The organism is Rhizobium sp. LjRoot98, assembly GCF_964252935.1.
Lineage (GTDB): Bacteria > Pseudomonadota > Alphaproteobacteria > Rhizobiales > Rhizobiaceae > Pararhizobium.
Map to the genome: position 1 here is coordinate 497,017 of NZ_CAXUPW020000003.1, position 25,601 is coordinate 522,617.

Below are 25,601 nucleotides of genomic sequence, written 5' to 3' on the forward strand. Positions count from 1 at the left end.
AATGGGCGATCCGGTATCGGTCCGGATCGCCCCGAAGACATGCTGATGTCAGCCGATACCGAGCTTTTTGCTGACTTCGTTGACGTTTGCCTTGTTGGCGATCAGCGCTGGCACGTAGGTTTCACGCGGCAGTGTCTGGCCGGCGAGCAGCCTAGCGACATTCTGGATTGCCGTGCGGCCGATTTCGGCCGGCTGCTGGGCGACATCGGCACCGGCTGGCGAATTCGGATCGGCAACGAGCTGCAGCACTTCAGGGCTGCCATCGACGCCGTAGGTCAGAATCTCGGTACGGCCGGCGGCGGCCACCGCCTGGGTGGCACCGAGCTGCGGGATATCCCAGGCCGACCAGATCGCCTTGATCGAGCCTTTCTCCGGGTATTTGTTGAGAAGCGCGGTGATCTGCGTGAAGGCGTCCTGAACCGTGTTCGGGATGACGTCGCGCAATTCCGGCTCAAGGATTTTGACCTTGGGGAAATATTTGCCGACATTGACCAGCTGGTCGTAGCGGATGGCGCAGGGCGTGACGCCGTAAAAGCCGTTGAAGACGACGATATTGCCTTCACCGCCGATATCGGAAACCAGCTGCAGCGCCAGGTCCTTGCCGATGCCCCAATTGTCGGAAGTGGTGTTGTTGATCGAATTGGTCGAACCGACATCGACGGTCAGGACCGGAATGCCCGCGTCGCGCGCCTTTTTCAGCCAGGGATCAATGACGCTGAGCGTTCCAAGAATCTGGACGATGGCGTCCGGCTTCTGGGCAATCAGCGTCTGCAGTTGCGATACGAGCTTGCCGTCGTTCCGCCCTGCATCCACAGCAATCGGCTCACCACCGAGGCGCTTCACTTCCTCGATCTGGGCATTGTAGGCCTGAAGGTCGAAGAAGTGATCAGTGCCGGTGGCGCTGATGGCGATGCGCTTGCCTTTCAGTGAGAGTTCACCTTCCGCCGCCGCTGTCCGGCTGCCGATAAGGCTGGCTCCGGCAATGGCCGCACCGGCGACTGCCGAGAGTTTCAAAAGGTCACGCCGGCCGACGCCCTGTACCGCTTTATCCTGTGTCATGGTCAATCCCCGTTTAAATAATATCTATAGAATAAGTGTATTATGCGGCTTGCCGAGGAAGAAATTTCCAAAGATGGAACAGCGGCCGGAAAACTTGGGCTGGGAAGTTACGCAGCCGGGCGAAATCCCGGCCGGCGGGGTCATGTCAGGGGGAGGGACTGCGAACAGTTCCGTAGGTCAGCGCCAAGGCGCCGACGAGGACGGCGCCCTTGACGAAATCCTGCGTGTAATAGGGCGCGTTGAGCATGGTCAGGCCGTTGAGCAGAACGCCGACGAAGACGGCACCGACAATGGTGCCGAGAACATTCGGCCGCCGCTTGCCCAGCACTGCGAAGCCGATCAGGGCGGCAGCGACAGCATCCATCAGCAATGAGCCGCCGGAGGAGACGTCGCCGCGCCCGACGCGGGCAGCAATGACGATACCGCCGAGCGAGGCAAGCGTGCCGGAGATCACATAGGCAAGCATCTTCAGCCGCGCCGTTGATGCACCCGCCAGCCGCGTCGCTACCGCGTTGCCGCCGGTGGCAAACAGCAGGCGGCCGATGCGGGTCCGCTCCGTCAGCACGAACAGGGCGATGGCGACGAGGGCCATCAGCACGACGGAAACCGGGACGATGCCGGCCAGGTTGGCGCGGCCGATCAGGAGAAAGGCGGGATCGTAGACGCCGGTGGCGGTTGTGCCGTTCGGCAGGATCAGTCCGGCGGAGATCGAGCGGCCGGCGGTCGGGATCAGCTGCAGGCCGGAGAGCAGAAACATCATCGACAGCGTGGCCAAGAGATCGGGAACCTTCAGCCGGACGATGAGGAAGGCGTTGACAAGGCCGATCAGCGCACCGAAGGCAAGCACCAGCAGCACGGTGGCAATGGCACCGAGCCCCCAGACGATCATCGCATAGCTGGCGGCCATGACGCTGGAGGCGGCTATCGCGCCGATCGACAGATCGAAGCCGCCAACGGCGAGCGTCACTGTGACGCCCGCACCGAGAATGGCGACGACGGCCACGGCCTGCAGGATGCTCATCAGGTTGCCGAGATTGGCGAAGGCGGGCTCGGCGGCAGAGAAGCCTAAAAGCAGCGCTGCCAGAAGAATGAAGACGGCGCTCGATCGCAAGGCCGTACCGAGGTCTGCAAGCCAGCCAACCCGGTTTGCGTTGCGTTGTACCGGAGCGGCTTCGTCAATGGTCGATGTCATGCGTGGATTTCCTCGGAAAGACCGCCGCGCGCGCCGCCGGGCGCTGCGGCAAGGCTGTGGTGGTCGATGATCAGAATGCGGTCGGCAACCTCGTAGGCTTCTTCCGGGTCGGAGGTGGCGATCAGGGTGGCACGGTCGCTGCGGCTGCGGATCGCCTGGATGATATCGTGACGGGCGCCGACATCGACGCCTTGAAAGGGTTCGTCGAGCAGCAGAAGCCGGCTCGGTTCGGCTTCCCAGCGGGCCAGAACCACCTTTTGCTGGTTGCCGCCGGAAAGCGAGGTTATCGGGGCCAGTGGTCCGGATGCCTTGATGCGCAGGCGGTCGATTGCCTGTTCCGCCTCGCGCCGTTCACGGCCGCCAAACAGCAGGCCGTGCGGATACCATTTGGAAAGATGCGGCAGGCTGATGGTGGCTGCCAGTGAACTTCCTGGCCAATCGGCTGGCATCAAGGAAGAGCGGTGCCGGTCTTCTGCGGCCATGGCGACACCGGCGGCAATCGCCTCTGCCGGTGTTTTCGGCCGGTGCCGGCGGCTGTCCAGATACATCTCTCCGGCAGCAAGGCGGCCGTTGCCGAAGATCGCGGAGAGCAGGCGGCTCTTGCCGGCCCCCAGCACACCGGTGATCGCCACCACCTCGTCGGTGTGGACGGCGAGATCGAAAGGAAGGGAGCCGGGCAACAGCCGCGCGTCGCGCATCTCAAAGACCGGCTGCCCTTCAGGCGGGCGAATGCCGGGCCGCGCCGATTGCAGCTTGCGGCCGATCATTGCCTCGATCGCTGCGGCAAAATCGATCGGACGTTCGAAGACGCCAGCGATCGCCCCGCCGCGCATGACGAGCACCCTGTCGGCAATTGCCTGGAGATCGGCGGTCCGATGCGAAATGTAGAGAATGGCAAGGCCGCCATCGCGCAAGCGCTTGAGAATGTTAAACAGGCGCTGGCTTTCGGCAAGGGAAAGACTGGCTGTCGGCTCGTCGAGGATCAAGAGGTCCGCCCGGTTGGCCAGTGCGCGGGCAATGGCCACCAGTTGCCGGTCGGCTGCCGTGAGATCGGCGAAGTCGCGGTCCAGCGGCAGATCGAACCCGGCGGCGTCGAGAATTGCCTGTGCTTGCCGTCTGACGCTGGCGCGGGAGATGAAGAAAGGTTGGCCGCGCTGGCTGAACTGCGTCAGCAGCAGCGTATCTGCAACGGTGAGGCCTGCCGCGCCCACCAGATCAGTTGATTGATGGACGGTGACGATGCCTGCAGCGGCGGCCTGTGCGGGCGTGCGCGGGACATAGGGCCGGCCGTTCAGCGTGATTACGCCGCTATCGGCGGGCAACACTCCGGAGAGGATCTTCACCAGTGTCGATTTTCCGGCACCGTTTGCCCCCATCAATGCCACGATCTCTCCGGCATCGATCTTCAGCATTGCGTTTACGAGGGCGCGCGTGGACTGAAAGCTGCGGTTGAGCGCATCGATGTGAAGCAATGGCATGAATGGGAATCCTGATATCTTTATTATCTATATAATTTGTCATATATTTCCTGCTGGTGACAGCCGGGCTGGCGGAACAGCTTTGCGAAGTACCGTCTGAGCCGGTAATTTCTTTGCTGAGGGACGGAGTGCGGCAGAAAGTTCGCGCCGCGCGGGCAGCGGCTGTCGAGCGGCGCGATGCCGGTAGGACTTTGCCGGTGAGCTCGGTTTCCGTGAAACACGTTTCTCTATCAATCCAGAAAATTGGCACTAATTAGTCTATTAAATTTATTGATTGAATATTTAATAGATGTTGCGTCCCGAGAAGGCTGCTGCCGGTGACGTCTCCGATTGTCTTCAGAAGGAACGCTTTTTATGAAAACCATTCTCCGTCTGGCGGCAACCGCCGCCTTCATTCCCTTCCTGTTCGTCTCTGCTGCCAAGGCCGATGGTGTTGCAGGCGCACCGGCGCCGTTCGACAAGGGCGGCGTCAAGCTGGCATTGATCAGCTACATTTCCACCGGTGATTTTTTCCAGGCCTATCAGGCCGGTGCTGAGGCACAGGCGAAGGCGCTCGGCGTCGATCTGCGGGTGTTCCCTGGACGCCAGAACGCGGCGGAACAGCGCGAGCAGATTCTGCAGGCGATCAATCTCGGCGTCGAAGGCATCGTTATCGATCACGGTGTTCCCGAATCGCTCGCCGATGTCGTGCAGCAGGCGCTGGACAAGGGCATCAAGGTCGTCGCCTTTGATGTCAATCTCAACAATCCGAAAGTGCCTCAAGTCGAGCAAAGCGATCACGCGTTGGCAAAACAGGCTCTCGAACAGGCGGTCAAGGATAACGGCACCAGCTTCAATGCCGGTTACGTCTATGTCGCCGGCTTTGCGCCGCTCGATCGCCGAAACGAGGTCTGGGATGCGTTCAAGGCGGAGAATAAGGGGGTCGTCGAGAAGGCGCGTTTCGGCAATGTCAGCGACACGACAGCGACAACCACGGCCGATCAGGCGAAAGCGGCACTGCGGGCCAATCCGGATATTACCGTGGTTTTCGCGCCCTATGACGAATTTGCCCGTGGGGTGAAGCTGGCGGCGGCCGATCTCGGCATCGCCGACAAGCTGAAGATTTATTCGGCGGATGTTTCCACTGCCGATATCCAGGAGATTGTCGAGGAAGGCAGTCCCTGGGTCGCAACGGTCGCAACCAATCCGGCCGTGGTTGGCGCCGTTTCGATCCGCGCGGCTGCGCTTGAAATTGCCGGACAGGACGTTCCTCGCCAGATCACCGTCGAGCCGACGCTGCTGACCCAGAAAAGCCTGAGAGACGCCGGCGTCAAAACCATCGAGGAACTCGCCGCCAAGATCCCGGCTTTCAGCGCCAGCGATGCGGTTACGGCAAACTGGATTCCGGCCAAGCTGTTCTGAGCTTTTGCATCGCGATGGCGGAGCCGCCGACGGTTCCGCCGTTCTTCCTCGTTAAAGAACTGGAGCTTTTCCCATGAGCCAATCCAATGTCGTCTATGCCGCCGGTCTCGGCGTCACCCGCGATAGCCTGTTTGCCAGTGCCGCCGAAATCTCCCACGACCTGTCGCTGCGCGCGGCAGACCTCGACAGGGAAGGGCGCCCGCCGATCGGCGAGATCGTCAAACTGAAGAAATCGGGCCTGCTCAATGCCCTGCATGCGCGTGAGGTTGGTGGCGGTGGGCTGAATTGGGTCGATGGGCTGAAGCTCGTTCGCATCCTGGCACGCGGCGAAAGCTCTGTCGGCCAGTTGCTCGGCTACCACTATGTCAACAGCCAGTCGATCTACTGGTCTTTTGCGGATCAGGCGCGCGCGCAGGTGCTGGGCGCTGAGACCGTGGCACAGAACCTTTACTGGGGTGCGGCGGTCAACCCCCGCGACGCCGGCCTGACATTGACGCGCCGTGGCACCGGTTACGTGCTGAACGGCCGTAAATCCTTCTCCACCGCCGCCCGGGTTTCCGACTATATCAATGCCAGCGCGACGCTGGATGGCAAGATCGCCAACTTCGCCGTGCCAACCGATCGGCCTGGCTATGTCGCGAATGACGACTGGGAGAATATCGGCCAGCGGCTCTCCGACTCCGGAAGCGTCGAGTTCCACGACTTTCCGGTCTACGACGAAGATTTCGTCGCAGCACCTGCCGATGAAAATGCGCCGCCACCGGCTCTGGCAACGTTCAATACGCCGCTGATTCAGCTGGTCTTCGTCAATTTTTATCTGGGCGCCGCTGAAGGCGCGCTGGCCGCCGCCGTCGATTATGTCCGCACCACGACCCGTCCCTGGGTGACGTCGGGTGTCGAACGCGCCTCGGACGATCCGTATATTCTCGAGCGCGTGGGTGAGTTCACGGCCGCGCTGAAGGCATCCGTGGCTCTTGCGGACGGTGCAGCGCTGGCGGTGCAAACCGCCCTTTCGAAGGGACGGGATGTGACCGCGCGCGAACGCGGCGAGGCGGCGGCCGAGGCCTACGCTGCCAAGGTTCACACCACCCATGTCGCCCTCGATATCACCGCGCGCGTTTTTGAGGTGACCGGAGCTCGGTCGACGGCGGAAAAATACCGGTTCGACCGCTTCTGGCGCAATGTGCGCACCCACACGCTGCACGATCCGGTGTTCTACAAGGCGAAGGAGGTCGGCGAGTTCGTGCTGAACGATAAAATCCCGGTGGTGAGTTTGTACAGCTGAGCAGCGTGAAGGGAAATCGCAATTTACAGCTGGGATGCGGCGTGAGCGATGCGGTATCCCCGAATGTGGGCAGGGCCGTCGCATGTGCCATTGGCGGCGCCCTCCCTCTTCTCCCCAGCGGGGAGAAGGTGGTGCGAAGCGCCGGATGAGGGGCCGAAGGCCACCTTTGTCCGGCTCCGGCTTCGCCGAAGCCCCCTCATCGCCTCGCATCCGCTCGGCACTTCTGCCCGCTGGGGAGAAGATAGGATCGTTCCCAGACTGCCTCCTTCCATATGCGATAGCCCTGCCGATTCGGGGTGCCGTTTAGGTCTTCGAGTGGAAGAGTCTTTAACCGGGCGGACGTTGGATCGTTGGATGCCCGCCACAGGTCCTCAAGTTGAAACCTGAGGAGAGCATGACAGGGAGTGAGGGGCGGTCCTCATCAGTCTATCGCTTTCGGGTCTCCTAGCCGTTTGCGGCCGCAGAATTTCACCGCCGCAATTGTCTGTCTCACAACGCCCCGTTCTTCGGTGGTACGACGCCGTTCAAGTGATAATTGCCCACGACATGGGCCTTCCAGCGCACCGGGTCGTGCAGGGTGTGCGTGCGGGCATTGCGCCAGTGGCGGTCGAGATTGAGGCCGATGCGGGTGGCCGATGTTCCTGCGAGTTCGAACAGCGTCGTGGACGCTGAGAGCGCGACTTCGGTCGTCAGGACTTTTGCCGCGGCGACCGAGAGTGTAGCGTCGATGACATTGGCTTCGGTCGCGTCCATTTGGGCGACATCGACCTTGCGGCCAGCCCGCTCGATCAGCCCTGTAGCGGCCTCGATCTTGATTGCGATCTCGCCGATCTTGGCGATGGTCAGCGGATCGTCTGTGGCGCGCTCGACGCCGGAATCTTTCCACGGACGGCTCTGCGTGCGGACGAAATCCAGCGTCTCCGCAAAGGCGGCACGCGCGATACCGAGATCGACACCGGCATGGATGATCTGGCCGACCGAACCGATGGTGGTCGGCCGCTCAAAGCCTTTGTGATGGAAGACAATGACATCGGCATTGACATAGACATTCTTGAAGACGGTGGTGCCGCTGCCGGTGGTGCGCTGGCCAAAGCCATCCCAATCGTCGATGATCTCGATACCCTCGGTGCCCTTGGCGACGAAGGACATGGTTAGCCGATCCTCGGGATCGAGTGCGAACACGGTGATCCAGTCGGCGAAAAGGACGCCGGTCGAATAGAATTTTTCACCGTTGACGCGGTAGCCCGGTCCCTCCGGCGTGATGCGGGTATTGTAATCGGCCACCGTCTTGGTGCCGCGTTCGGAAAGTGCGTTGCCGAAACGGTCGCCCGCCAGCGCACGGCCGAAGAAGTAGCGCTTCTGTTCCTCGCTGCCGTCCACCCGCAAGGCTTCCAGAATGTAGAAATGGTTTTGCGGAATTTGGCCGATCGATGCATCCGCTTCGGACAGGATGGCAGTCACTTCCGCCAGCACCGCATTGGACACATCCAGCCCGCCATATTCGGCGGGAACGGTAATCGCTAGAAGCCCGGACTCGGCGATCGCCTCGAGTTCGTCGTAGGGCAGGGTGCGGTTGGCATCGCGATCGGCGGCTCGGGTGGCGAAATCGGCGGCCAGTGCCCGGGCAGTTTCGATGGCTTCGAAATCGCTGCGGAGGCGACCGGCCGTTTGTTTGACGATTGGCTGATACTGCAGGATGGTTTCCATCGCACGCTCCATTTTTTGTACGGACCATGGGTGGAAGAAGTCGGGCGGAAAGATAAGATTATAATTTCTATAGATCCACTATACTAAGAAAAGTCTTTTCTTAAAGCGGTTTTTGCGCCGCCTTTGGCCTTTGCGCCGACAAGAATTCGGCAATCTTCGTGGCAACAAACACGGCATGGTCGGTCACCTGTGGCAGGCCCATCAACTCGCCGAACGTGCCGCGTGCCAGGGGTCCGGCGATCAGCAGGGACGATGTCACGCCCGCCGCCGGACCAATGGCTTCCGAGTTACGCGTGCAGGAGAGCCCAAGGCCGGTCGGGTCGAGTTCGAGGTAACCGTTGTGCGAAAGCTCGACGAGGAAAGGCTGGCTGGCGAGAATGCCGCCATGGCCGGGGCCGGTGGTGACGACCACGGCGTCATAACTCTTCTCGATGGTGCCGGGACAGCGCCGCAGGTGTAGCGCGCAATGAATCACATCCGCTTCAATCCGGCTTGCCGCAACCGAGCCTGCGAGGATTTCAAGGCGCCCTTCAGCGATCGCCGTATCAAGTGCTGCTTCCACCTGCGGCGCGACGCGGAACCGGTGCACGTCCCAGAACGGCCGCAAATGCCGGACGATGCGCTGTCGTTCTTGCATCGGCAAAACCTGCCACAGTGCCTGTCCCTGTGCGCGGACCTGATCGATGACGCCGTGCCAAGTCCGGCCCCCCAGACCGGCCTGCCAAATTGTGCGGCGGATATTTTTGAGCAATGCCCGCGCCGTAAAGGCCGGTTCCGTGAGAAAGTCGCCGGTGGGGTCCTGCGCCACCGGCGCATGGCCGCGCGAGCGCAGTCCACGCCGTGAAATCGCGGTAATCGGGCCGGTGTGACCCTTCAGCGCGAGAGCTGCGATGACGTCGGCGGAGGTGAGGCCGTTGCCAACGATAAGCACCCGGTCTGATGGCCGGATGGCCGCAAGCGCATTCGCACTGGTTGGGTCGGGAACGAAACGGGGATGGTCTTTCAGCAGGGCGTGAAGCCGGCCCGGCGCCACCGGTGGCGGGTGGCTGGTGGCGATGACGACAATGTCGGCCTTGGTCTGCGTGCCATCGTCGCCGCTGATCCACCAGTGCGCATCCTCGCGCAGGACATGGGCGACGGCGTTGCGTCGATGCTGGATGGCACCGCTGGCAACGAGTGGCTGCAGCATGGCATTGACGTAATCGCCAAACACGCTGCGGCGTGGAAACAGAGCGCCATCCGGCCGCAGGGCATCGACATCGCCGGCTGTTGCCGAATTCGCCGCAATCCAGCGCAGAAAATGATCCGGTTCGTCGCTCAAGAGGCTCATGCGCGCGGCTGGCACGTTGATACGATGGGCAGGTTCGGTCGTATCATAGGCAAGGCCCTTGCCAAGACATTCGCGCGGTTCGAAGACGATGATTTGCGGCGCGCAGGTCTGGTTTGACGACGCGAGATGAAAGGCCGTTGCCGCACCCGACACGCCGCCGCCGATAATGGCGACGACTGGCCGTTGCGATCCCACCGGCGCTTCGCTGGCAGCGGTGCCGGATAATGTCATCGGGTTGACGATCAACTGGTTCATCACACCTCACCGTCGAGCCGTTTGATAGTCTATAGTTTTTATCAATATTATTCGGCGGTCAAGCCTTAAGCATGGTGAGGCAGGCGTTGATCGCGGTCAGGACTTCTCGTCCAGTGCTAGGAGAACACGGGTCAACAATTCTTCTTCGCCGCGAACGCCGTGGCGGTACAATGTCAGCACCAGCGCCGCCACCGGGTCGTTGGCGTCGCTGTCAGGGGCGATATTGCGGGCCGACTTTGCTTTGTCGAAGACACGCTGGCACAACTGCACATGGTTGGGGAGCATTGGTTCATTGCGCCATTTCGTCATGCTTCGTCTCCTGGTGCCAGCTAAGGCGGACCTGCCAATGCCGGACTGCAACAAGGCTTACGCCGCGTTCAGAGTTGCTGCGCGCCCTTGAGCGATACGAGTGACGGTTGATTGTGGCGGTTTTTTATCGTTGTGGATCAGACAGGCGCTGCTTCTGCGGCCGGGTCCATCATCGGCACGGCCGCATTGAGATCGTTGTCGGCATATTTGATGACAAGAATGCTGAGGATCGATCCGACGATAACGAAGACAACGGCGCGCATGGTCATTTGCATTGTGCTTTTTCCTGTTTAAGCTTGCCCGCAAACGTGTGGATCGAAGGCTTGTTCCAAAAGCGGCGGCCGCAAGGTTGGTCCTGATGCGGGCATCAACCCTCCTGGCACCTGGAAAACGATAAATCAGCCTTCCCCCATTTGATACTTGGCCGAGCGCTTGCCGGAGGCTTCCGATGCAAATACATCAGATGAATGGAATGAAGGCAGCCGGGGGGTAGTGCGTGCATCACGATATGGCGTTGGTAGCAACCGTCGCAATCAGCTTCGTGCTGGCTGCGGGCTGCGGTTATGTCGCGGATCGGCTCCGCCTGCCGCCATTGGTCGGATATCTCGTTGCCGGTATTCTGATGGGACCCTTTACGCCCGGGTTTACGGCGGATGCCGGCCTTGCCACCCAATTGGCCGAGATCGGCGTCATCCTTCTGATGTTCGGTGTCGGCCTGCATTTCTCTGCTGCCGATCTTATCGCCGTTCGCGGCGTGGCCATCCCCGGCGCCATCGGGCAGATTGCCCTGGCAACGCTTCTGGGAATTGGTCTCAGCACACTCTGGGGTTGGAACCTCGGCGCCGGACTGGTCTTTGGCTTGAGCATCTCGGTTGCCAGTACTGTCGTTCTGCTCAAGGCGCTGGAGGAGCGAAATCTGGTCAACTCGCCGAATGGGCGGGTGGCCATCGGGTGGCTGATCGTCGAGGACCTGGCGATGGTGCTGGCACTCGTTTTACTGCCGATCGTCGCGGAGGTTCTGGGCGCTCAAGGTGCCGCGGCGCACGGAGCAGAAGCGAGCTCTACGCCGGTTGCGCTGACGATCGTGCTGACCCTGGTCAAGCTTGGTGCATTCGCTGTTCTTGCCATTGTTCTTGGGCCACGAATCGTTCCCTGGCTTCTGACGCTGGTTGCCCGCACCGGATCGCGCGAATTGTTCACGCTGACGGTTCTTGCCATTGCGTTGGGCATCGCCTTTGGTTCGGCCACGCTTTTTGGTGTTTCGTTTGCGCTCGGCGCATTTTTTGCCGGCGTGGTCATGAGCGAATCACATCTCAGCCACAGGGCGGCAGCCGATTCGCTGCCGTTGCAGAATGCCTTTTCGGTGTTGTTCTTCGTGTCCGTCGGGATGTTGTTCAGCCCGATGATCCTCATCAATCAGCCGCTTGCAGTCCTCGCCATTGTGGCGTTGATCACGCTTGGAAAATCGCTGATTGCCGCCGCCTTCGTGCTCATGCTGCGCTATCCCCTGTCGATGGCGTTGACCGTGGCGGCGAGCCTGGCGCAAATCGGTGAATTTTCCTTCATCGTCGCCGGTCTCGGCGTCTCCCTGGGCTTGATGTCACAGGAGGGATATGACCTCATCCTGGCAGGCGCCATCCTGTCGATTACCCTCAACCCACTGATTTTCTGGGCTGCGGCAAAGCTGAAGACGGCGCTGAGCGGCGCCATGCCGAACTATGGCCAGCGGAAATTTGCAACACTGAGCCGCGAGCTCGACATCATCAAGGCGCGGACGGAGGAAAAGGAAAGCCAACAGCAGCTGAAGAAACAGCAGCTGGTTCACACTTTCCCGCTGTTTTCCGAAGTCAACGAGCATGCGCTCGAGGAGCTTCTCCTCCTGTTCCGTCCGGCCTCGGCCTCACCGGGCGACAAGGTCATCCGGGTTGGGGAGCGTGGCGATGCCATGTATTTCATCTCGGCCGGTGCTGCCGAGGTCCGCTTGCCGGGCAATGCCATCATGCTGGAAGCCGGCGCATTTTTCGGCGAGATGGCACTTCTCAGCGGCGGATTGCGCACCGCCGACGTGATCGCTGTGGATTTCTGCCAGTTCCTGAAACTCGACCGGCGCGATTTCAATATCTTCATGGCCCGGCACCCGCGGCTGCGTGCCGCCGTCAGCGACATGGCCCGTGAGCGTAAGAAGATGAATGTTCCTGGCAGTCTCAAGAGCGGTGCGGTGGATTGATTGCGAAACGTTGGCCTCGCAGACGACGGGCCAGTGCTGCACTATCCGGTTTTTCCGGTCATCCATCGCTGTAGCGCAATTTTCGGATGAAAAAACCCGAAGAATGGCAAGAAGCGGTGTCGAAAATTGATGTAGACTGCGTCATTGGCCGCAAATCCCGGAGACCGTCATGACTGCTCCACATCCCTCCAAGACTCATATCGGCAATCACAAACTGCATCCCGAAACCCTGATGCTGAATTACGGTTATGACCCGGAGCTCTCCGAGGGCGCGGTCAAGCCACCGGTCTTTCTGACGTCTACATTCGTGTTCAAGTCGGCCGAAGAAGGGCGCGATTTCTTCGATTTCGTTTCCGGCCGCCGCGAGCCGCCTGCGGGGACCGGGGCGGGGCTGGTCTATTCCCGCTTCAATCATCCCAACAGCGAGATTGTTGAGGACCGTCTCGCCGTTTACGAGCGGACGGAAAGCTGCGCGCTGTTTTCCTCCGGCATGTCAGCGATTGCAACGACGCTTCTGGCGTTCGTACGGCCGGGCGACGCCATTCTTCATTCCCAGCCGCTCTACGGTGGAACCGAAACGCTGCTGGCAAAAACCTTTCTCAACATGGGTGTTGCTGCGGTTGGATTTGCCGATGGCGTCAACGAGGCGTCGGTGCAATCGGCGGCTGAAGAGGCGATGACCAAAGGCCGGGTCTCGATGATCCTGATCGAAACGCCGGCCAACCCCACCAACAGCCTTGTCGATGTCGCGATGATCCGCCGGATTGCCGATGCGATCGGCCGCAAGCAGGGGCATACGCCGATCGTCGCCTGCGACAATACCCTGCTTGGCCCGGTCTTCCAGCGGCCAATCGAACATGGCGCCGATATCTCGCTTTATTCGCTGACCAAATATGTCGGTGGTCATTCGGACCTGATCGCGGGTGCGGCTCTCGGTGCCAAGGCGGTGATGAAACAGGTCAAGGCACTGCGCGGCGCCATCGGCACGCAACTCGATCCGCATTCCTGCTGGATGCTTGGCCGGTCTCTTGAGACATTGTCGATTCGCATGGAAAAGGCCAACAACAATGCACTCGAGGTTGCCAATTTCCTGCGCGATCACCCCAAGGTCGAGGGCATTCATTATCTGCCCTATCATGACCCGCAGTCGCCACTTGGCAAGACATTTGCTGCGCAGTGTACCGGCGCTGGCTCGACCTTTTCCTTCGATATCCGCGGTGGCCAGCCTGCATCCTTCAAGTTTCTCAATGCGCTGCAGATCTTCAAGCTCGCCGTCAGTCTCGGTGGCACGGAATCGCTGGCCAGTCATCCGGCCACGATGACCCATTCCGGCGTGCCGCTGGAGGTCCGCCAGCGGATCGGCGTGCTGGAATCGACTATCCGGCTTTCGATCGGTATCGAGCATCCGGATGATCTGATCGCCGACCTGACGATTGCGCTGGATGCAGCCTGACAGAGAGCCCCGTTTTTTTCTTATTTTTCGCTTTGTCTTGAAACGGTTACATTCCCTTGCCATATTGGGCATACGGAATTCGTTTCCAGCGGTTGACCACGGATGTACTGGCAATCGCTGTCGAGACGGGTCGGAGAGGTCGGGTTTTCACCCGGCCTTTTTCTTTGTCCGGATGCTTGCGGATTTCCCGCCGTCTGGTTTGCCTTTCAAGGTGTGTTTACGCTGTCGTTTGTATCTCGCCTTTCGCGGGGATGATCCCACTTGTCATTGCCGATGATATAGACGAACATTTGCCATGGCCGTCCGGCCTGCTGGCCAATCCCCTCGACAGGAGAAAATTATGTCCCTTAAATCTCTGATGGCCGTTGCGGCGCTGGCGCTTTTGGCGCTTTCGGGATGCGCCAGCACCGGCGCGAATAACACGACCTACGCGCAATACCAGGGCTATGGACCGATACCGGACCTCGGTCCCTCTGATGCCGGTGGCGTGCGCATCGGTTACTGACGTTTTTTGAGGTGACGGCTTGCAGGGGCATTGTGGATGCCCCTGCAAGCCGTGCATGACAGTTGATGCGGCGGCGTTGAACAAGGTTTTCCTGTGTGCGCGCCAGCTGAAACTTTACGGCGGGCTTGCTGCACCCCTGTCTGGATTATCGCCGCACTCATTCCGGCGTGCTCTTTTTTGGGCTGTTCAGCGGCGTTGCCATCGTCAGAAACACAGAGTAGCCGTTCTGAACGGTTCTTCACGCCGAGTTCATGGAAATCCTTGATGCGGGCGGAAACAGGTTGATCGGCCACGGCGAAGTTCCAGCCGGTTCGATATCGTCCAAGGCAATGCTGGTGGTCGTGTCCGCGTTTTCCCCAAGTATTGGGCAGGACAAAAGTGGTGATCCCAACTGGATTCGAACCAGTGGCCTCAAGATTAGGAATCTTGCGCTCTATCCTGCTGAGCTATGGGACCAACCTGAAGAACCCTTACAAAAGGTGGGCGTGGAAGCCAAGTGTTTCCGGTGTGGTTTGAGTGGTTTTCTGCGAACTGGGTTTTCTAACGTGTGTGATGCAGGCCGGGGCTGGCGCGGAACGGTTTTCCGATGATAAGCAGGGTGCGGCGAAACGGGGAGGAGACCCGGCCGCGATGGCGCCGCCTTTGACAATGACACCCATAGAGTTTGATCCAGCATGTTCATCGGAATTGATTGGGGCGGCACGAAAATGGAAGTCATCGCGCTCGATCGCGATGGCGCAACACGGGCAAGGCATCGCATCGCCACGCCGACCAGCGGCTATGATGCCTGTATCCGCGCGGTACAGGAGCTTGTCGCAGCCGCCGAGCAGAGCGCTGGCGAAACGGGAACGATCGGTATTGGTATTCCCGGAAGCCTCAATCCGCGCACCGGCATAGTACGCAATTCCAACGCGGTGCTTCTCAATGGCCAGCCGCTGGGGCGCGATCTTGGCGCCGCACTCGGCCGTGAGGTCCGGCTTGCCAACGACGCCAATTGCTTGGCGATCTCGGAAGCTGTCGACGGTGCCGGCAAGGATGCGCATACAGTCTTTGGCGTGATTGTCGGGACCGGCCATGGCGGCGGGCTGGCGATTAACAAGCACGTACATGCCGGTTATCAGGGCATTGCCGCTGAAATTGGCCATTATCCGCTGCCCTGGATGACCAGGGACGAATATCCCGGCCACAAATGCTGGTGCGGCAAACATGGCTGTCTCGACATGTATGCGTGCGGTACCGGGGTAGAGCTGGACTATCGCTTGACCACGGGTACCGACCGGCGCGGTCGCGATATCATTGCCGACAAGCGCAACGGCGAGCCGGTAGCGGCCGCCGTCTACGAGCGTTTCGTCGACCGGCTTGCCCGCAGCCTGGCGCTTCTGACCAATATCGTCGATCCGGATGTGTTCGTGCTGGGTGGCGGCATGTCGAATGTCGATGAGATCTACGACGAATTGCCGGACCTGATCGTCAAATACATCTTCGGCGACAGCTTCGAAACACCGATCCGCAAGGCGGTGCATGGCGACAGTTCCGGCGTGCGCGGTGCCGCCTGGCTCTGGAAGGATTGATGGAGGGATTACGATGATTATCGAGGCGGATCTGGAGCAGATTGCACTGCAGGAACGCGAACTTCAGTTCGACAGTTTCAGCCTGGAAACCGGCTGGGCGCTGGGTTCGCTGCTGCGCGAGATGGCGGTGGAGCGCAAGCTCGGCGTCGTCATCGATGTGACGCTGTTTTCCATGCCGGTATTCTACACGGCGCTGGAAGGCTCGACGCCCGACAATCCGAATTGGGTGCGCCGCAAGCGAAACTGCGTCTTCCGGTTCCTGAAGAGCAGCTATGCGGTGGGCTTGTCGCTCGCCAAGCAAGGCACCGATATCACCACCAAGTTCGGCTTGCCGGATGCGGAATTTGCGCCGCATGGCGGTAGCTTCCCGATCGTCGTCAAGGGTACTGGTTGTATCGGCGCGGTGACTGTTTCGGGCTTGCCGCAGCGTGATGATCACACCATGGTCATCGAAGCGCTGGCCAAACTTCTCGGTAAAAATCTTGGTGAGTTGCAGCTGAGCGAATAAGATTGAACGGATTGATGACAATGGATATTGCCGGTTTTTCCGCAAAACTGAACGCGTGGCTTTCCGAAAAAGCCTTGCCGCTCTGGCGGGACAAGGGTTTTGATGGTGTCGGCGGCGGCTTTGTCGAGACGATCGACATGTCCGGGCAGCCGACGCGGGCCAATCGCCGTTCGCGCGTCCAGCCTCGTCAGGTCTATTGCTTCGCGGAAGCCGGGCGACGTGGTTGGTCCGGCGATTGGCAGACGGTGGCCAGCGATGGCATCGCCTATTTCGATAGGGTCTATCTGCAGCCAAGCGGTTTTTATGGCGCTCTTGCCGACGCCGATGGCACTCTGATCGACGCGTCATTCGATCTCTACAATCAGGCTTTTGCGCTTCTGTCCTTCGCCTATCTGGCGCAGGTCTTTCCTGATCGCAAGGCGGAGATGATCGACCGTAGCAATGCGCTGCACGGCAGGTTGGAAGCGCATTGCAAGCATCCGTCGGCAGGGTTTGAAGAAGACAATCCATCACGCCTGCCGCTTTGCTCCAACCCGCATATGCACCTGTTCGAGGCATGCCTTGCCAGCGAGACGGTGGAGGGCTTCGACACCGTGGCCTGGACCAATCTGGCAGATGAAATCGCCTTTCTCTGCATGGAGCATTTCATCGACCGGGAAACCGGCGCGCTGCGTGAATTCTTCGATCAGGACTGGGCGCCAATGCCTGGTGACAAGGGCCGTATCGTCGAGCCCGGCCACCAGTTCGAATGGGCCTGGCTCTTGCTGCGTTGGGCCGAGCGGCGCGGCAATGCCGATGCACTGGTGAAGGCGCGGCGGTTGTTCGAAATTGGCGAACAATATGGCATTGCCCAGCCACGCGACGTCGCTGTCATGACGCTGCTGGACGATTTCTCCGTCGCCGATCCGATTGCGCGGCTTTGGCCGCAAACGGAGTGGCTGAAGGCCGCTGTTCGTTTTGCGGCGCTGACACAGGGCGAGGAGCGTGAGCGGTATCTGCGGTCTGCCGTTCGCGCCGCTACAGCGTTGCAAGGCTTTCTCGATACGCCGGTCGAGGGGCTTTGGCGTGACAAGCAGAAGGCCGACGGCAGCTTTGTCGACGAACCTGCGCCGGCCAGCAGCTTCTATCACATTCTGTGCGCGGTCTATGAACTGGACGATTGCCTGAAACGACTCTAAGCCAAGATATCTGCACGATTTTTTCAAGCGGCCCGTCTCAAGCAGAGGCGGGCCGTTTCAATTTCGGGGCAATCAAATTTCCAACTGATATATTGACATAAAGATATCTTTATGTGATCTCTGATTTTCAGTTTAATGTCGTTTTCAGAACGGGAGATTTCCCATGTCCGCCATCGATGCCCTTTTCGGCGCCGTTTCACCCCAACCGGATGGATCCGAGGTCATGGCCGCGCTGAAAGCGGCGGCACGTGAACGCATCCTGATCATGGATGGCGCAATGGGCACGGAAATCCAGCAGCTTGGCCTTGGCGAAGATCATTTTCGCGGTGATCGCTTTGTTAGCTGCGAGTGTCATCTGCAGGGCAATAACGACCTTTTGACGCTGACACAGCCGGGCGCGATCGAGGAAATTCACTACAACTACGCCATTGCCGGCGCTGATATCCTTGAGACCAACACGTTCTCTTCCACCTCGATTGCTCAGGCCGATTACGGCATGGAAGCGATGGTCTATGAGCTCAACCGCGATGGAGCGCGTCTTGCCCGGCGCGCCGGTTTGCGCGCGCAACAGGTTGATGGAAAGCGCCGTTTCGTCGCTGGCGCCTTGGGGCCGACTAACCGGACGGCGTCGATCTCCCCTGATGTGAATAACCCAGGGTACCGCGCTGTTTCGTTCGATGACCTGCGCATCGCCTATGCCGAGCAGCTGCGCGGTCTAATCGATGGCGGCACGGATATCGTTCTGATCGAAACCATCTTCGATACGCTGAATGCCAAGGCGGCGATCTTCGCGACGGAAGAAGTCTTCCTCGAGAGAGGTATCCGCCTGCCGGTGATGATTTCCGGCACGATCACCGATCTTTCCGGCCGCACACTGTCGGGCCAGACACCAACAGCCTTCTGGCACTCGGTGCGCCATGCCGATCCCTTCACCATCGGTCTAAACTGCGCGCTCGGGGCCAATGCCATGCGCGCCCATTTGGCCGAGATTTCCAGCGTCGCCGATACCTTCGTCTGCGCCTATCCGAATGCCGGCCTGCCCAACGAATTTGGCCAGTATGATGAAACGCCGGATGAAATGGCGGCCCAGATCGAAGGCTTTGCCCGCGAAGGCCTGGTCAATATCGTCGGAGGCTGCTGTGGTTCGACGCCGGCCCATATCCGGGCGATCGCACAGGCCGTCGCAAAACATGCGCCCCGTGAAATCCCCGACGTGCCGCGACTGATGAAACTCTCCGGTCTGGAGCCGTTCACACTGACCAAGGACATTCCTTTCGTCAATGTCGGCGAACGCACCAACGTCACCGGCTCGGCCAAGTTCCGCAAGTTGATCACCGCCGGAAACTATGCCGAGGCGCTTGATGTCGCCCGCGATCAGGTGGCCAATGGTGCCCAGATCATCGACATCAACATGGACGAGGGCCTGATCGATTCGAAGGAGGCGATGGTCGAGTTTCTCAATCTGATCGCCGCCGAGCCGGATATTGCCCGCGTTCCGGTGATGATCGACTCGTCAAAATGGGAGATCATCGAGGCCGGCCTGAAATGCGTGCAGGGCAAGCCCCTGGTCAACTCCATCTCGATGAAGGAAGGCGAAGATGCCTTTCTGCATCACGCCCGGCTTTGCCGCGCCTATGGCGCCGCCGTCGTGGTCATGGCTTTCGACGAACAGGGGCAGGCGGATACACGGGCCCGCAAGGTCGAGATTTGCACCCGCGCCTACAAGCTGCTGACCGAGCAGGCAGGTTTTGCGCCGGAAGACATTATTTTCGACCCGAACGTCTTTGCGGTCGCGACCGGTATCGAGGAGCACAACAATTACGGCGTTGATTTCATCGAGGCGACGCGCGAGATCATCGATACCCTGCCGCATGTGCATATTTCAGGTGGCGTCTCCAACCTGTCCTTCTCCTTCCGCGGCAACGAGCCGGTGCGCGAGGCGATGCATGCCGTGTTTCTCTACCACGCCATTCAGGCGGGAATGGACATGGGTATCGTCAATGCCGGTCAGCTGGCGGTTTACGACCAGATCGAGCCCGAATTGAAGGAAGCCTGCGAGGACGTCGTCCTCAACCGCCGCGCTGATTCGACCGAGCGCATGCTGGAGCTTGCCGAACGTTTCAAGGGTACGGCAGGCAAGGAAGCCAAGGAGCGGGACCTGAAATGGCGCGAATGGGCTGTTGAAAAGCGGCTGGAGCACGCGCTGGTCAATGGCATCACCGAATTCATCGAGGCCGACACGGAAGAAGCCCGGGAGAATGCCGAGCGGCCGCTGCATGTCATCGAAGGCCCGCTGATGGCCGGCATGAATGTCGTTGGGGATCTGTTCGGCGCAGGAAAAATGTTCCTGCCGCAGGTGGTGAAGTCTGCCCGTGTCATGAAACAGGCTGTTGCCGTCCTGCTGCCCTACATGGAGGCCGAACGGCTGGCCGGTGGCGGCTTGGGCGAGCGCAAGAGCGCCGGCAAGGTGCTGATGGCGACGGTGAAGGGCGATGTGCACGATATCGGCAAGAATATCGTCGGCGTCGTGCTCGCCTGCAACGACTATGAAATCATCGACCTCGGCGTCATGGTGCCCGCGGCAAAAATCCTCGAGATCGCCCGCGAAAAGAACGTCGATATCATCGGCCTTTCCGGTCTGATCACGCCGTCGCTCGATGAGATGGCGCATGTGGCGGCCGAAATGGAGCGCGAGGGATTTGACATCCCGCTGTTGATCGGCGGCGCGACCACCAGCCGTGTTCATACTGCGGTGAAAATCCATCCGCGCTACAATCAGGGTCAGGCGATCTATGTCACCGACGCCAGCCGCGCCGTCGGCGTGGTTTCCAGCCTGCTGTCGCCAGAAATGAAGGGCGGTTACATCGATACCGTCAAGGCTGAGTACAAAAAGGTCGCGGATGCGCATGCCCGCAACGAACTGGAAAAGCAGCGCCTGCCGCTGGCCAAAGCCCGCGCCAATGCCCAGAAAGTCGATTGGGATGCCTATCAGCCGAAGACGCCATCGTTCCTCGGCACCCGGGTCTTCCAGAGCTGGGATCTCGCTGAACTGGCCGATTATATCGACTGGACCCCGTTCTTCCAGACCTGGGAGTTGAAGGGCGTCTATCCAAAGATCCTCGACGACGAACGTCAGGGCGAAGCTGCCCGTGCACTGTTTGCCGATGCGCAGGCGATGCTGGCCAAGGTTATTGCGGAAAAATGGTTCGCCCCAAAAGCGGTCGTCGGCTTCTGGCCGGCCGGCGTGGTCGGTGACGATATCCGCTTGTTCACCGACGAAAGCCGGGCGAAGGAACGCGCGACTTTCTATACCCTGCGCCAGCAGATGACCAAGCGCGACGGCCGCCCGAACGTGGCGCTGTCGGATTTCGTTGCTCCGGTCGATAGCGGCAGGCAGGACTATCTCGGCGGCTTCGTCGTCACGGCCGGTATCGAGGAAGTGGCAATCGCCGAACGCTTCGAACGGGCGAATGACGACTATTCGTCGATCATGGTGAAAGCGTTGGCCGACCGGTTTGCCGAAGCTTTTGCGGAGCGCATGCACGAATATGTGCGCAAGGAGCTCTGGGGCTATGCGGCCGATGAGGCCTTCGATCCCAGTGAACTCGCCGCCGAACCCTATGCGGGTATCCGCCCGGCGCCCGGCTATCCGGCGCAACCGGATCACACGGAAAAGGCAACACTGTTCGATCTGCTGAAGGCTGAAGAGGAAATCGGTGTGACGCTGACCGAAAGCTTTGCCATGTGGCCCGGCTCCTCCGTCTCCGGCATCTACATCGCTCACCCGGAATCCTACTATTTCGGCGTCGCCAAGGTCGAGCGCGATCAGGTCGAAGACTATGCCGACCGCAAGGACATGCCGATTAGCGAAGTCGAACGCTGGCTCGGGCCGATCCTGAACTATGTCCCTGCGCCGAGGGTTGAGGCGGCGGAATAGATGTCGCTTTTCCGGGACATTGTTTGGCCGCTCCTGTTTTGATATAGGAGCGTTCTTCGAATTCCGGATCTTGGAGCATCGGCATGGGGACCGCAAAATCCGCAGATAAGTAAGCCGCAACAACTTTTTCATGTTGTTGCGGCGGTCTGTCGAACCAATTCCAGCTGAAGCTGACAGGCAGACGCCGCCAAATGTACCTCATTTGAGCGGATGTTTTCCCATGTCTACAAAACCCCGTATCTGGGCCTATTCCCTGCCAGCAACGCTGCTGCTGATGGCCCCTTTCGATATTCTCGCCTCTCTGGCGATGGATATCTATCTCCCAGTCGTTCCTGCAATGCCCGGCATCCTCAACACCAGCCCGGCGGTCATTCAGCTGACTCTCAGCCTTTACATGGTCATGCTCGGCGTCGGGCAGATCCTGTTCGGGCCGGTCTCCGATCGCATCGGCCGGCGCCCGGTGCTGATCGGCGGCGCGCTGCTGTTTGCTGCCGCGTCGCTCTGCCTGGCAGCATCGTCGACGGCAGGCGTGTTCGTCCTCTTCCGGTTCCTTCAGGCTGCCGGTGCGTCGGCAGCTCTTGTGGCCACGTTTGCGACTGTTCGCGATGTCTATGCCGACCGCCCGGAAAGCGCCGTCATCTACGGTCTTTTCAGCGCCATGCTGTCCTTCGTGCCGGCTCTTGGCCCGATCGCAGGCGCCGTGATCGCCGATGGATTGGGATGGCGGGCGATCTTCGCTGCGCTTGGTGCAGGCGCCCTCTTGGCACTCGTCCATGCGGTCTTTCGCTGGCACGAAACGCGGCCGGCCTCTTCGGCACCCTCGCGCCGCTCGATCGGGCCGATTTTCAAGAGTTTTGCGTTCTGGACCTATACGCTCGGGTTTAGCGCGGCGATGGGCACGTTCTTCGTGTTCTTCTCCATCGCCCCTCGAGTGCTGATCGACGGTGCGGGCTTTACTGAGCTAACATTCAGTCTGGCTTTCGCGACTGCGGCATGCGCGATGATCATCACCTCGCGCTTCGCCGGGCAATTCGTGGCGAAATGGGGTAATCCCGGTAGCCTCGCAAGAGGCATGGGGATGCTGCTGTTGGGCGCGTTCCTGTTGAGTATTGGTCAAATTTTCGGTTCCGCATCCTTTTTGACCTTCATCGTGCCGATGTGGGTCATGGCGATCGGTATCGTTTTTGCGGTTTCCGTGACTGCAAACGGCGCGCTGAAAGGCTTTGATGATATCGCCGGTTCGGCCGTTGCCGTCTATTTCTGCATCCAGAGCCTGATCACCGGCATTGCCGGAACGCTGGCGGTCGTGGCGCTGCAAGGCGATACAGCATGGCCGCTTGTGGCCTATTCCTCGCTCACGGCTACAGTCGTCTTGGCTGCGCTGGCACGACTTCGCCACCAGCAAACGCCGGTTTAATCGGCCGGGCAGGGTGGCATCTGCTATCCTGCCCTGATCCACGGGCTTGACTTGAGATAGGTGGTCTGTCGGGTGTATTGAACCGGCGCGTCCGGCACAGCCAGCAGCAGAAGGAGTGGTAAGAGTTCATGGCCAAGGACAAACTTGATACGATTGCCCTTCTCAAGGCGATTGCCGATAGCCCGAAGCGCGACAACAGCGCCTATCTTCGGGCAATGGCGGAGGCGCGCCAGGCATTTGAAGACGCGGAGATTGCACTTGGTGGCCCGGTGCGGGTGCGGACCAAGGCCAAGATGAAGCGTAGCGGCGAGTATACCGTGAAATGGACATTCAAGCGTCTTGATTGAAACGCTGAAGAAAAAAGGCCTCTCGTGTGGGCGTAATCATCGCGCTATTATTTTTTTGTTCTAGGTATGGCACAAAAGCACTGTTTGAAACGTTTCCTCTTGGAAAGGCAAAATGGTGATTCAAATGAAGATGTTCGCAATCATTGGTCTGTCGCTGGCCACCGCCTTTTCAAGCGTTGTGCCGGCACAGGCATTCCCATCCGCTGAACGCCCGAAGATCCAGGTTTCGGATGTTCAACAGGTCGAATCCTACCGTAGTTCGTGGGGTATCGGCCGCTATGGCGGCAATCGCGGCCCCTACATCCGGCGCCACTACCGCAATGGTGGCTACTATGGAAATCGGCGCTATTACCGTGACTACGGCAATTATCGGCGCTACCATGACTATGACGACAACTTCGGCGCAGCGTTTGGTGGTCTGGCTGCCGGGGCGATTATCGGCGGCATTCTCGCACAACCGAGATACTATGACGGTGGGCGGCGCTATTATCGGACCGGCGGTTCGCACGCAGATTGGTGTTATGCGCGCTATCGCTCGTATCGGGCTTATGACAATACGTTCCAGCCGTATAACGGTAGCCGGCGTCAATGCATATCGCCATACTAGTGCAGGTTGAAGCGGTTAATCAGCTCAGCGAAGGGCAGGGCTTGCAATAGCCCTGCCGATTTGCAAATCCCGCGTCCGTATCTGGACGGCGAGCACCTCATTCCTTGATGTACCAGCCCCACGGCTCATCGCTGTTGAAACGGGTGATCTGCTTGGTTTCAAGATAGTTCGACAGTCCCCAATGGCCGAGCTCGCGGCCGATGCCGGATTGTTTGTAGCCGCCCCAAGGGGCTTCGACGAAGGTCGGCTGAGAACAGTTGACCCAGACGATACCGGCGTGAAAGGCTTCGGCGACGCGTTCGGCGCGGATGACATCCTTCGACATCACCGCAGCGGCAAGCCCGAAGCGGCTGTCATTGGCCATGCGGATGGCGTCGTCCTCGTCCTTGAACGGCTTGACGCAGACGACCGGCCCGAAAATCTCCTCCTTCCAGACATAGCTGTCTTCGCTCATGTCGGTCAGCACCGTCGGCTCAAGGAAATAACCGCTGTTGAGACCCGCCGGCCGGGCGCCGCCATAGGCAACCGTGGCGCCATCGATACGGGCGCGGTCTATGGCCGAGACGATCTTGTCATATTGGCCCTTGGAGACAATCGGCCCGAGTAGCGTTCCACCCTCCATGCCGTTGCCGATCTTGATCCTGGCTGCTTCCTCGCACAGGCGCGAAACGACGGCATCATAGATTTCCGCCTCGACCAGTACGCGCGAGGTGGCAGAACAGACCTGGCCCTGGTTCCAGAAAATGCCGAACATGATCCATTCGACGGCCTTTTCGATATCGCTGTCGGCAAAGATGACAAAGGGCGATTTGCCGCCAAGTTCGAGGCTGACGGTCTTGATGTCCTGCGCACCGGCCATCATCACCTTGCGGCCGGTGGCGACCGAGCCGGTAAAGGCAAGCTTGTCGACCAGCGGATGCTCAGTCAGCGGCTCACCGGCCTGAAGGCCCGTGCCGGTGACGATGTTGAGCACGCCGGCCGGGAGATCTACTTCCTCGGCAATCACGCCGAGTTCAAGCGCGGTAAGCGGTGTGAGTTCCGAGGGCTTCAGCACCATTGTGCAACCGGCGGCAAGGGCCGGCGCAACTTTCCAGGAGGCCATCAAGAGCGGATAATTCCACGGCGTGATGGCGCCGACGACGCCGAGCGGTTCGTGCACCACCCGCGAGGAAAAGCGCGGCTCGCTGAGCGGGATCGTTTCCTCCGGATGCTGATCCAGTTCTTCAGCGAGACCGGCATAATAGGTAAAACAGCCGGCGACGTCGTCGATATCCCACAGGGCTTCTGGTAATGGCTTGCCATTGTCGGCGACTTCGAGTTTCGCCAGGAACTCGCGCTTTTTGGTGATCCTGGCGGCGATGGCGCGCAGGTAGGCGGCGCGCTCGGTGCCGGTGAATTTTGGCCACGGGCCGGAATCGAATGCGTAGCGGGCAGCTTTGACGGCCTTGTCGATATCGCCGCTGGTCCCGGCGGGGGCCTTGTGAATGACCTGTTCGGTGGCGGGATCGATGACATCCAGAGTGCCGCCCTTCTCGGGCCTTACCCACGCGCCGTCGATGTAAAGCCTGTCCTGCATGTCGCCGTCCTTCTTCAAATCGGATCAAGTATCGCCTTGTTGGCTGTCGCCACGTCGGCAGCATTTTTCATCGCCGCAGAATTGGCTGAGAGTGTATCGCGCAGGTTGGAATTGTCGAGCAGGCCGGTAATGGGCGCGGCCAACCGTCCAGCGGTAATGGTCGAATTTTCCGCCGCTGCCGGCATCTTCGGCGCACCGTTCCGTGACGGTGCTTTATGCGCCTTTCATACACCAACCGTGCAATTGGCAATTTTACCCG

At 60.0% G+C, this 25,601-nt stretch carries 22 protein-coding genes and 1 tRNA gene; 13 read left to right on the top strand and 10 right to left on the bottom strand.

What is annotated here, in order from left to right:
* Positions 1–48 precede the first annotated feature (48 nt).
* The 3 genes from ACSQ3J_RS14195 to ACSQ3J_RS14205 form a co-directional block, all read right to left on the bottom strand.
* Positions 49–1,059: a sugar ABC transporter substrate-binding protein gene (locus ACSQ3J_RS14195; RefSeq protein ID WP_436039332.1), complete on the bottom strand. Its 1,011-nt coding sequence runs from the start codon at positions 1,057–1,059 to the stop codon at positions 49–51.
* A 145-nt stretch (positions 1,060–1,204) separates the two neighbouring features.
* Positions 1,205–2,251, bottom strand: coding sequence for an ABC transporter permease (locus tag ACSQ3J_RS14200; protein ID WP_060502809.1), 1,047 nt, complete (start codon positions 2,249–2,251; stop codon positions 1,205–1,207).
* On the bottom strand, positions 2,248–3,729 hold the full coding sequence (locus ACSQ3J_RS14205) for a sugar ABC transporter ATP-binding protein (RefSeq protein WP_436039333.1): 1,482 nt from the start codon (positions 3,727–3,729) through the stop codon (positions 2,248–2,250). Before ACSQ3J_RS14205 ends, ACSQ3J_RS14200 begins: the two co-directional genes overlap by 4 nt.
* A gap of 354 nt (positions 3,730–4,083) precedes the next feature.
* Between ACSQ3J_RS14205 and ACSQ3J_RS14210 the strand changes: the two genes are divergently transcribed.
* Complete coding sequence (locus tag ACSQ3J_RS14210) at positions 4,084–5,130, top strand: substrate-binding domain-containing protein (RefSeq protein ID WP_060502811.1); 1,047 nt, start codon at positions 4,084–4,086, stop codon at positions 5,128–5,130.
* Positions 5,131–5,203: 73 nt separating this feature from the next.
* Positions 5,204–6,415: an acyl-CoA dehydrogenase family protein gene (locus ACSQ3J_RS14215; protein ID WP_060502812.1), complete on the top strand. Its 1,212-nt coding sequence runs from the start codon at positions 5,204–5,206 to the stop codon at positions 6,413–6,415.
* A 489-nt stretch (positions 6,416–6,904) separates the two neighbouring features.
* Here the strand turns inward: ACSQ3J_RS14215 and ACSQ3J_RS14220 are convergent, their stop codons facing one another.
* From ACSQ3J_RS14220 to ACSQ3J_RS14235, 4 genes are all read right to left on the bottom strand, one after another.
* The gene (locus ACSQ3J_RS14220) at positions 6,905–8,134 is read right to left on the bottom strand and encodes an SfnB family sulfur acquisition oxidoreductase (protein ID WP_436039334.1); all 1,230 of its coding nucleotides are present in this window, start codon (positions 8,132–8,134) and stop codon (positions 6,905–6,907) included.
* Positions 8,135–8,222: 88 nt separating this feature from the next.
* Positions 8,223–9,683 carry an FAD/NAD(P)-binding protein gene (locus ACSQ3J_RS14225; RefSeq protein ID WP_060502883.1) on the bottom strand — a complete coding sequence of 487 codons (1,461 nt, stop codon included), beginning with the start codon at positions 9,681–9,683 and terminating at the stop codon, positions 8,223–8,225.
* A gap of 120 nt (positions 9,684–9,803) precedes the next feature.
* Entirely contained in the window at positions 9,804–10,016 is a 213-nt protein-coding gene (locus ACSQ3J_RS14230) for a hypothetical protein (protein WP_060502814.1), read from the bottom strand.
* Positions 10,017–10,153: 137 nt separating this feature from the next.
* Positions 10,154–10,291, bottom strand: coding sequence for a hypothetical protein (locus ACSQ3J_RS14235; RefSeq protein ID WP_156393919.1), 138 nt, complete (start codon positions 10,289–10,291; stop codon positions 10,154–10,156).
* 233 nt (positions 10,292–10,524) lie between these two features.
* Here ACSQ3J_RS14235 and ACSQ3J_RS14240 point away from each other — a divergent pair, with 233 nt between their 5' ends.
* The 3 genes from ACSQ3J_RS14240 to ACSQ3J_RS14250 all read left to right on the top strand — a co-directional run bounded on the left by ACSQ3J_RS14240 (position 10,525) and on the right by ACSQ3J_RS14250 (position 14,201).
* The gene (locus tag ACSQ3J_RS14240; protein ID WP_436039346.1) at positions 10,525–12,243 is read left to right on the top strand and encodes a cation:proton antiporter domain-containing protein; all 1,719 of its coding nucleotides are present in this window, start codon (positions 10,525–10,527) and stop codon (positions 12,241–12,243) included.
* Between the two features lie 169 nt (positions 12,244–12,412).
* Complete coding sequence (locus ACSQ3J_RS14245; RefSeq protein WP_060502816.1) at positions 12,413–13,696, top strand: cystathionine gamma-synthase family protein; 1,284 nt, start codon at positions 12,413–12,415, stop codon at positions 13,694–13,696.
* Positions 13,697–14,036: 340 nt separating this feature from the next.
* Positions 14,037–14,201: a hypothetical protein gene (locus ACSQ3J_RS14250; protein ID WP_164491974.1), complete on the top strand. Its 165-nt coding sequence runs from the start codon at positions 14,037–14,039 to the stop codon at positions 14,199–14,201.
* Here the strand turns inward: ACSQ3J_RS14250 and ACSQ3J_RS14255 are convergent.
* Together ACSQ3J_RS14255 and ACSQ3J_RS14260 are read right to left on the bottom strand one after the other, a co-directional pair.
* Entirely contained in the window at positions 14,195–14,494 is a 300-nt protein-coding gene (locus ACSQ3J_RS14255) for a hypothetical protein (protein ID WP_156393918.1), read from the bottom strand. The genes ACSQ3J_RS14250 and ACSQ3J_RS14255 overlap by 7 nt on opposite strands.
* An 86-nt stretch (positions 14,495–14,580) precedes the next feature.
* Positions 14,581–14,657, bottom strand: a tRNA-Arg gene (locus ACSQ3J_RS14260).
* Positions 14,658–14,875: 218 nt separating this feature from the next.
* Between ACSQ3J_RS14260 and ACSQ3J_RS14265 the strand changes: the two genes are divergently transcribed.
* The 7 genes from ACSQ3J_RS14265 to ACSQ3J_RS14295 all read left to right on the top strand — a co-directional run bounded on the left by ACSQ3J_RS14265 (position 14,876) and on the right by ACSQ3J_RS14295 (position 23,766).
* Positions 14,876–15,772: an ROK family protein gene (locus tag ACSQ3J_RS14265; protein ID WP_060502817.1), complete on the top strand. Its 897-nt coding sequence runs from the start codon at positions 14,876–14,878 to the stop codon at positions 15,770–15,772.
* A 13-nt stretch (positions 15,773–15,785) separates the two neighbouring features.
* Positions 15,786–16,280 (top strand): heme-degrading domain-containing protein, encoded by a 495-nt coding sequence (locus ACSQ3J_RS14270; protein ID WP_060502818.1) that lies wholly within the window; start codon positions 15,786–15,788, stop codon positions 16,278–16,280.
* 14 nt (positions 16,281–16,294) lie between these two features.
* The gene (locus ACSQ3J_RS14275; protein ID WP_436039336.1) at positions 16,295–17,458 is read left to right on the top strand and encodes an AGE family epimerase/isomerase; all 1,164 of its coding nucleotides are present in this window, start codon (positions 16,295–16,297) and stop codon (positions 17,456–17,458) included.
* A 163-nt stretch (positions 17,459–17,621) separates the two neighbouring features.
* The gene (gene metH / locus ACSQ3J_RS14280) at positions 17,622–21,395 is read left to right on the top strand and encodes a methionine synthase (protein ID WP_060502819.1); all 3,774 of its coding nucleotides are present in this window, start codon (positions 17,622–17,624) and stop codon (positions 21,393–21,395) included.
* A 220-nt stretch (positions 21,396–21,615) separates the two neighbouring features.
* Entirely contained in the window at positions 21,616–22,812 is a 1,197-nt protein-coding gene (cml, locus tag ACSQ3J_RS14285; protein ID WP_060502820.1) for a CmlA/FloR family chloramphenicol efflux MFS transporter, read from the top strand.
* A 128-nt stretch (positions 22,813–22,940) separates the two neighbouring features.
* On the top strand, positions 22,941–23,159 hold the full coding sequence (locus tag ACSQ3J_RS14290; protein WP_060502821.1) for a hypothetical protein: 219 nt from the start codon (positions 22,941–22,943) through the stop codon (positions 23,157–23,159).
* A 124-nt stretch (positions 23,160–23,283) separates the two neighbouring features.
* Positions 23,284–23,766: a BA14K family protein gene (locus tag ACSQ3J_RS14295; RefSeq protein ID WP_060502885.1), complete on the top strand. Its 483-nt coding sequence runs from the start codon at positions 23,284–23,286 to the stop codon at positions 23,764–23,766.
* A gap of 97 nt (positions 23,767–23,863) precedes the next feature.
* Here ACSQ3J_RS14295 and ACSQ3J_RS14300 read toward each other — a convergent pair whose 3' ends face one another.
* Positions 23,864–25,342, bottom strand: coding sequence for an aldehyde dehydrogenase family protein (locus ACSQ3J_RS14300; RefSeq protein ID WP_060502886.1), 1,479 nt, complete (start codon positions 25,340–25,342; stop codon positions 23,864–23,866).
* Positions 25,343–25,378: 36 nt separating this feature from the next.
* Here ACSQ3J_RS14300 and ACSQ3J_RS14305 point away from each other — a divergent pair.
* The coding region (locus ACSQ3J_RS14305) for a hypothetical protein (RefSeq protein ID WP_436039337.1) at positions 25,379–25,601 on the top strand (223 nt) is incomplete at its 3' end.

What these genes read in the sequence shown, in the direction of transcription:
- ACSQ3J_RS14195 (WP_436039332.1), bottom strand. Translation starts at nt 1,059, where the DNA reads ATGACACAGGATAAAGCGGTACAGGGCGTCGGCCGGCGTGACCTTTTG.
- ACSQ3J_RS14200 (WP_060502809.1), bottom strand. Translation starts at nt 2,251, where the DNA reads ATGACATCGACCATTGACGAAGCCGCTCCGGTACAACGCAACGCAAAC.
- ACSQ3J_RS14205 (WP_436039333.1), bottom strand. Translation starts at nt 3,729, where the DNA reads ATGCCATTGCTTCACATCGATGCGCTCAACCGCAGCTTTCAGTCCACG.
- ACSQ3J_RS14210 (WP_060502811.1), top strand. Translation starts at nt 4,084, where the DNA reads ATGAAAACCATTCTCCGTCTGGCGGCAACCGCCGCCTTCATTCCCTTC.
- ACSQ3J_RS14215 (WP_060502812.1), top strand. Translation starts at nt 5,204, where the DNA reads ATGAGCCAATCCAATGTCGTCTATGCCGCCGGTCTCGGCGTCACCCGC.
- ACSQ3J_RS14220 (WP_436039334.1), bottom strand. Translation starts at nt 8,134, where the DNA reads ATGGAGCGTGCGATGGAAACCATCCTGCAGTATCAGCCAATCGTCAAA.
- ACSQ3J_RS14225 (WP_060502883.1), bottom strand. Translation starts at nt 9,683, where the DNA reads ATGACATTATCCGGCACCGCTGCCAGCGAAGCGCCGGTGGGATCGCAA.
- ACSQ3J_RS14230 (WP_060502814.1), bottom strand. Translation starts at nt 10,016, where the DNA reads ATGACGAAATGGCGCAATGAACCAATGCTCCCCAACCATGTGCAGTTG.
- ACSQ3J_RS14235 (WP_156393919.1), bottom strand. Translation starts at nt 10,291, where the DNA reads ATGCAAATGACCATGCGCGCCGTTGTCTTCGTTATCGTCGGATCGATC.
- ACSQ3J_RS14240 (WP_436039346.1), top strand. Translation starts at nt 10,525, where the DNA reads ATGGCGTTGGTAGCAACCGTCGCAATCAGCTTCGTGCTGGCTGCGGGC.
- ACSQ3J_RS14245 (WP_060502816.1), top strand. Translation starts at nt 12,413, where the DNA reads ATGACTGCTCCACATCCCTCCAAGACTCATATCGGCAATCACAAACTG.
- ACSQ3J_RS14250 (WP_164491974.1), top strand. Translation starts at nt 14,037, where the DNA reads ATGTCCCTTAAATCTCTGATGGCCGTTGCGGCGCTGGCGCTTTTGGCG.
- ACSQ3J_RS14265 (WP_060502817.1), top strand. Translation starts at nt 14,876, where the DNA reads ATGTTCATCGGAATTGATTGGGGCGGCACGAAAATGGAAGTCATCGCG.
- ACSQ3J_RS14270 (WP_060502818.1), top strand. Translation starts at nt 15,786, where the DNA reads ATGATTATCGAGGCGGATCTGGAGCAGATTGCACTGCAGGAACGCGAA.
- ACSQ3J_RS14275 (WP_436039336.1), top strand. Translation starts at nt 16,295, where the DNA reads ATGACAATGGATATTGCCGGTTTTTCCGCAAAACTGAACGCGTGGCTT.
- metH (WP_060502819.1), top strand. Translation starts at nt 17,622, where the DNA reads ATGTCCGCCATCGATGCCCTTTTCGGCGCCGTTTCACCCCAACCGGAT.
- cml (WP_060502820.1), top strand. Translation starts at nt 21,616, where the DNA reads ATGTCTACAAAACCCCGTATCTGGGCCTATTCCCTGCCAGCAACGCTG.
- ACSQ3J_RS14290 (WP_060502821.1), top strand. Translation starts at nt 22,941, where the DNA reads ATGGCCAAGGACAAACTTGATACGATTGCCCTTCTCAAGGCGATTGCC.
- ACSQ3J_RS14295 (WP_060502885.1), top strand. Translation starts at nt 23,284, where the DNA reads ATGAAGATGTTCGCAATCATTGGTCTGTCGCTGGCCACCGCCTTTTCA.
- ACSQ3J_RS14300 (WP_060502886.1), bottom strand. Translation starts at nt 25,342, where the DNA reads ATGCAGGACAGGCTTTACATCGACGGCGCGTGGGTAAGGCCCGAGAAG.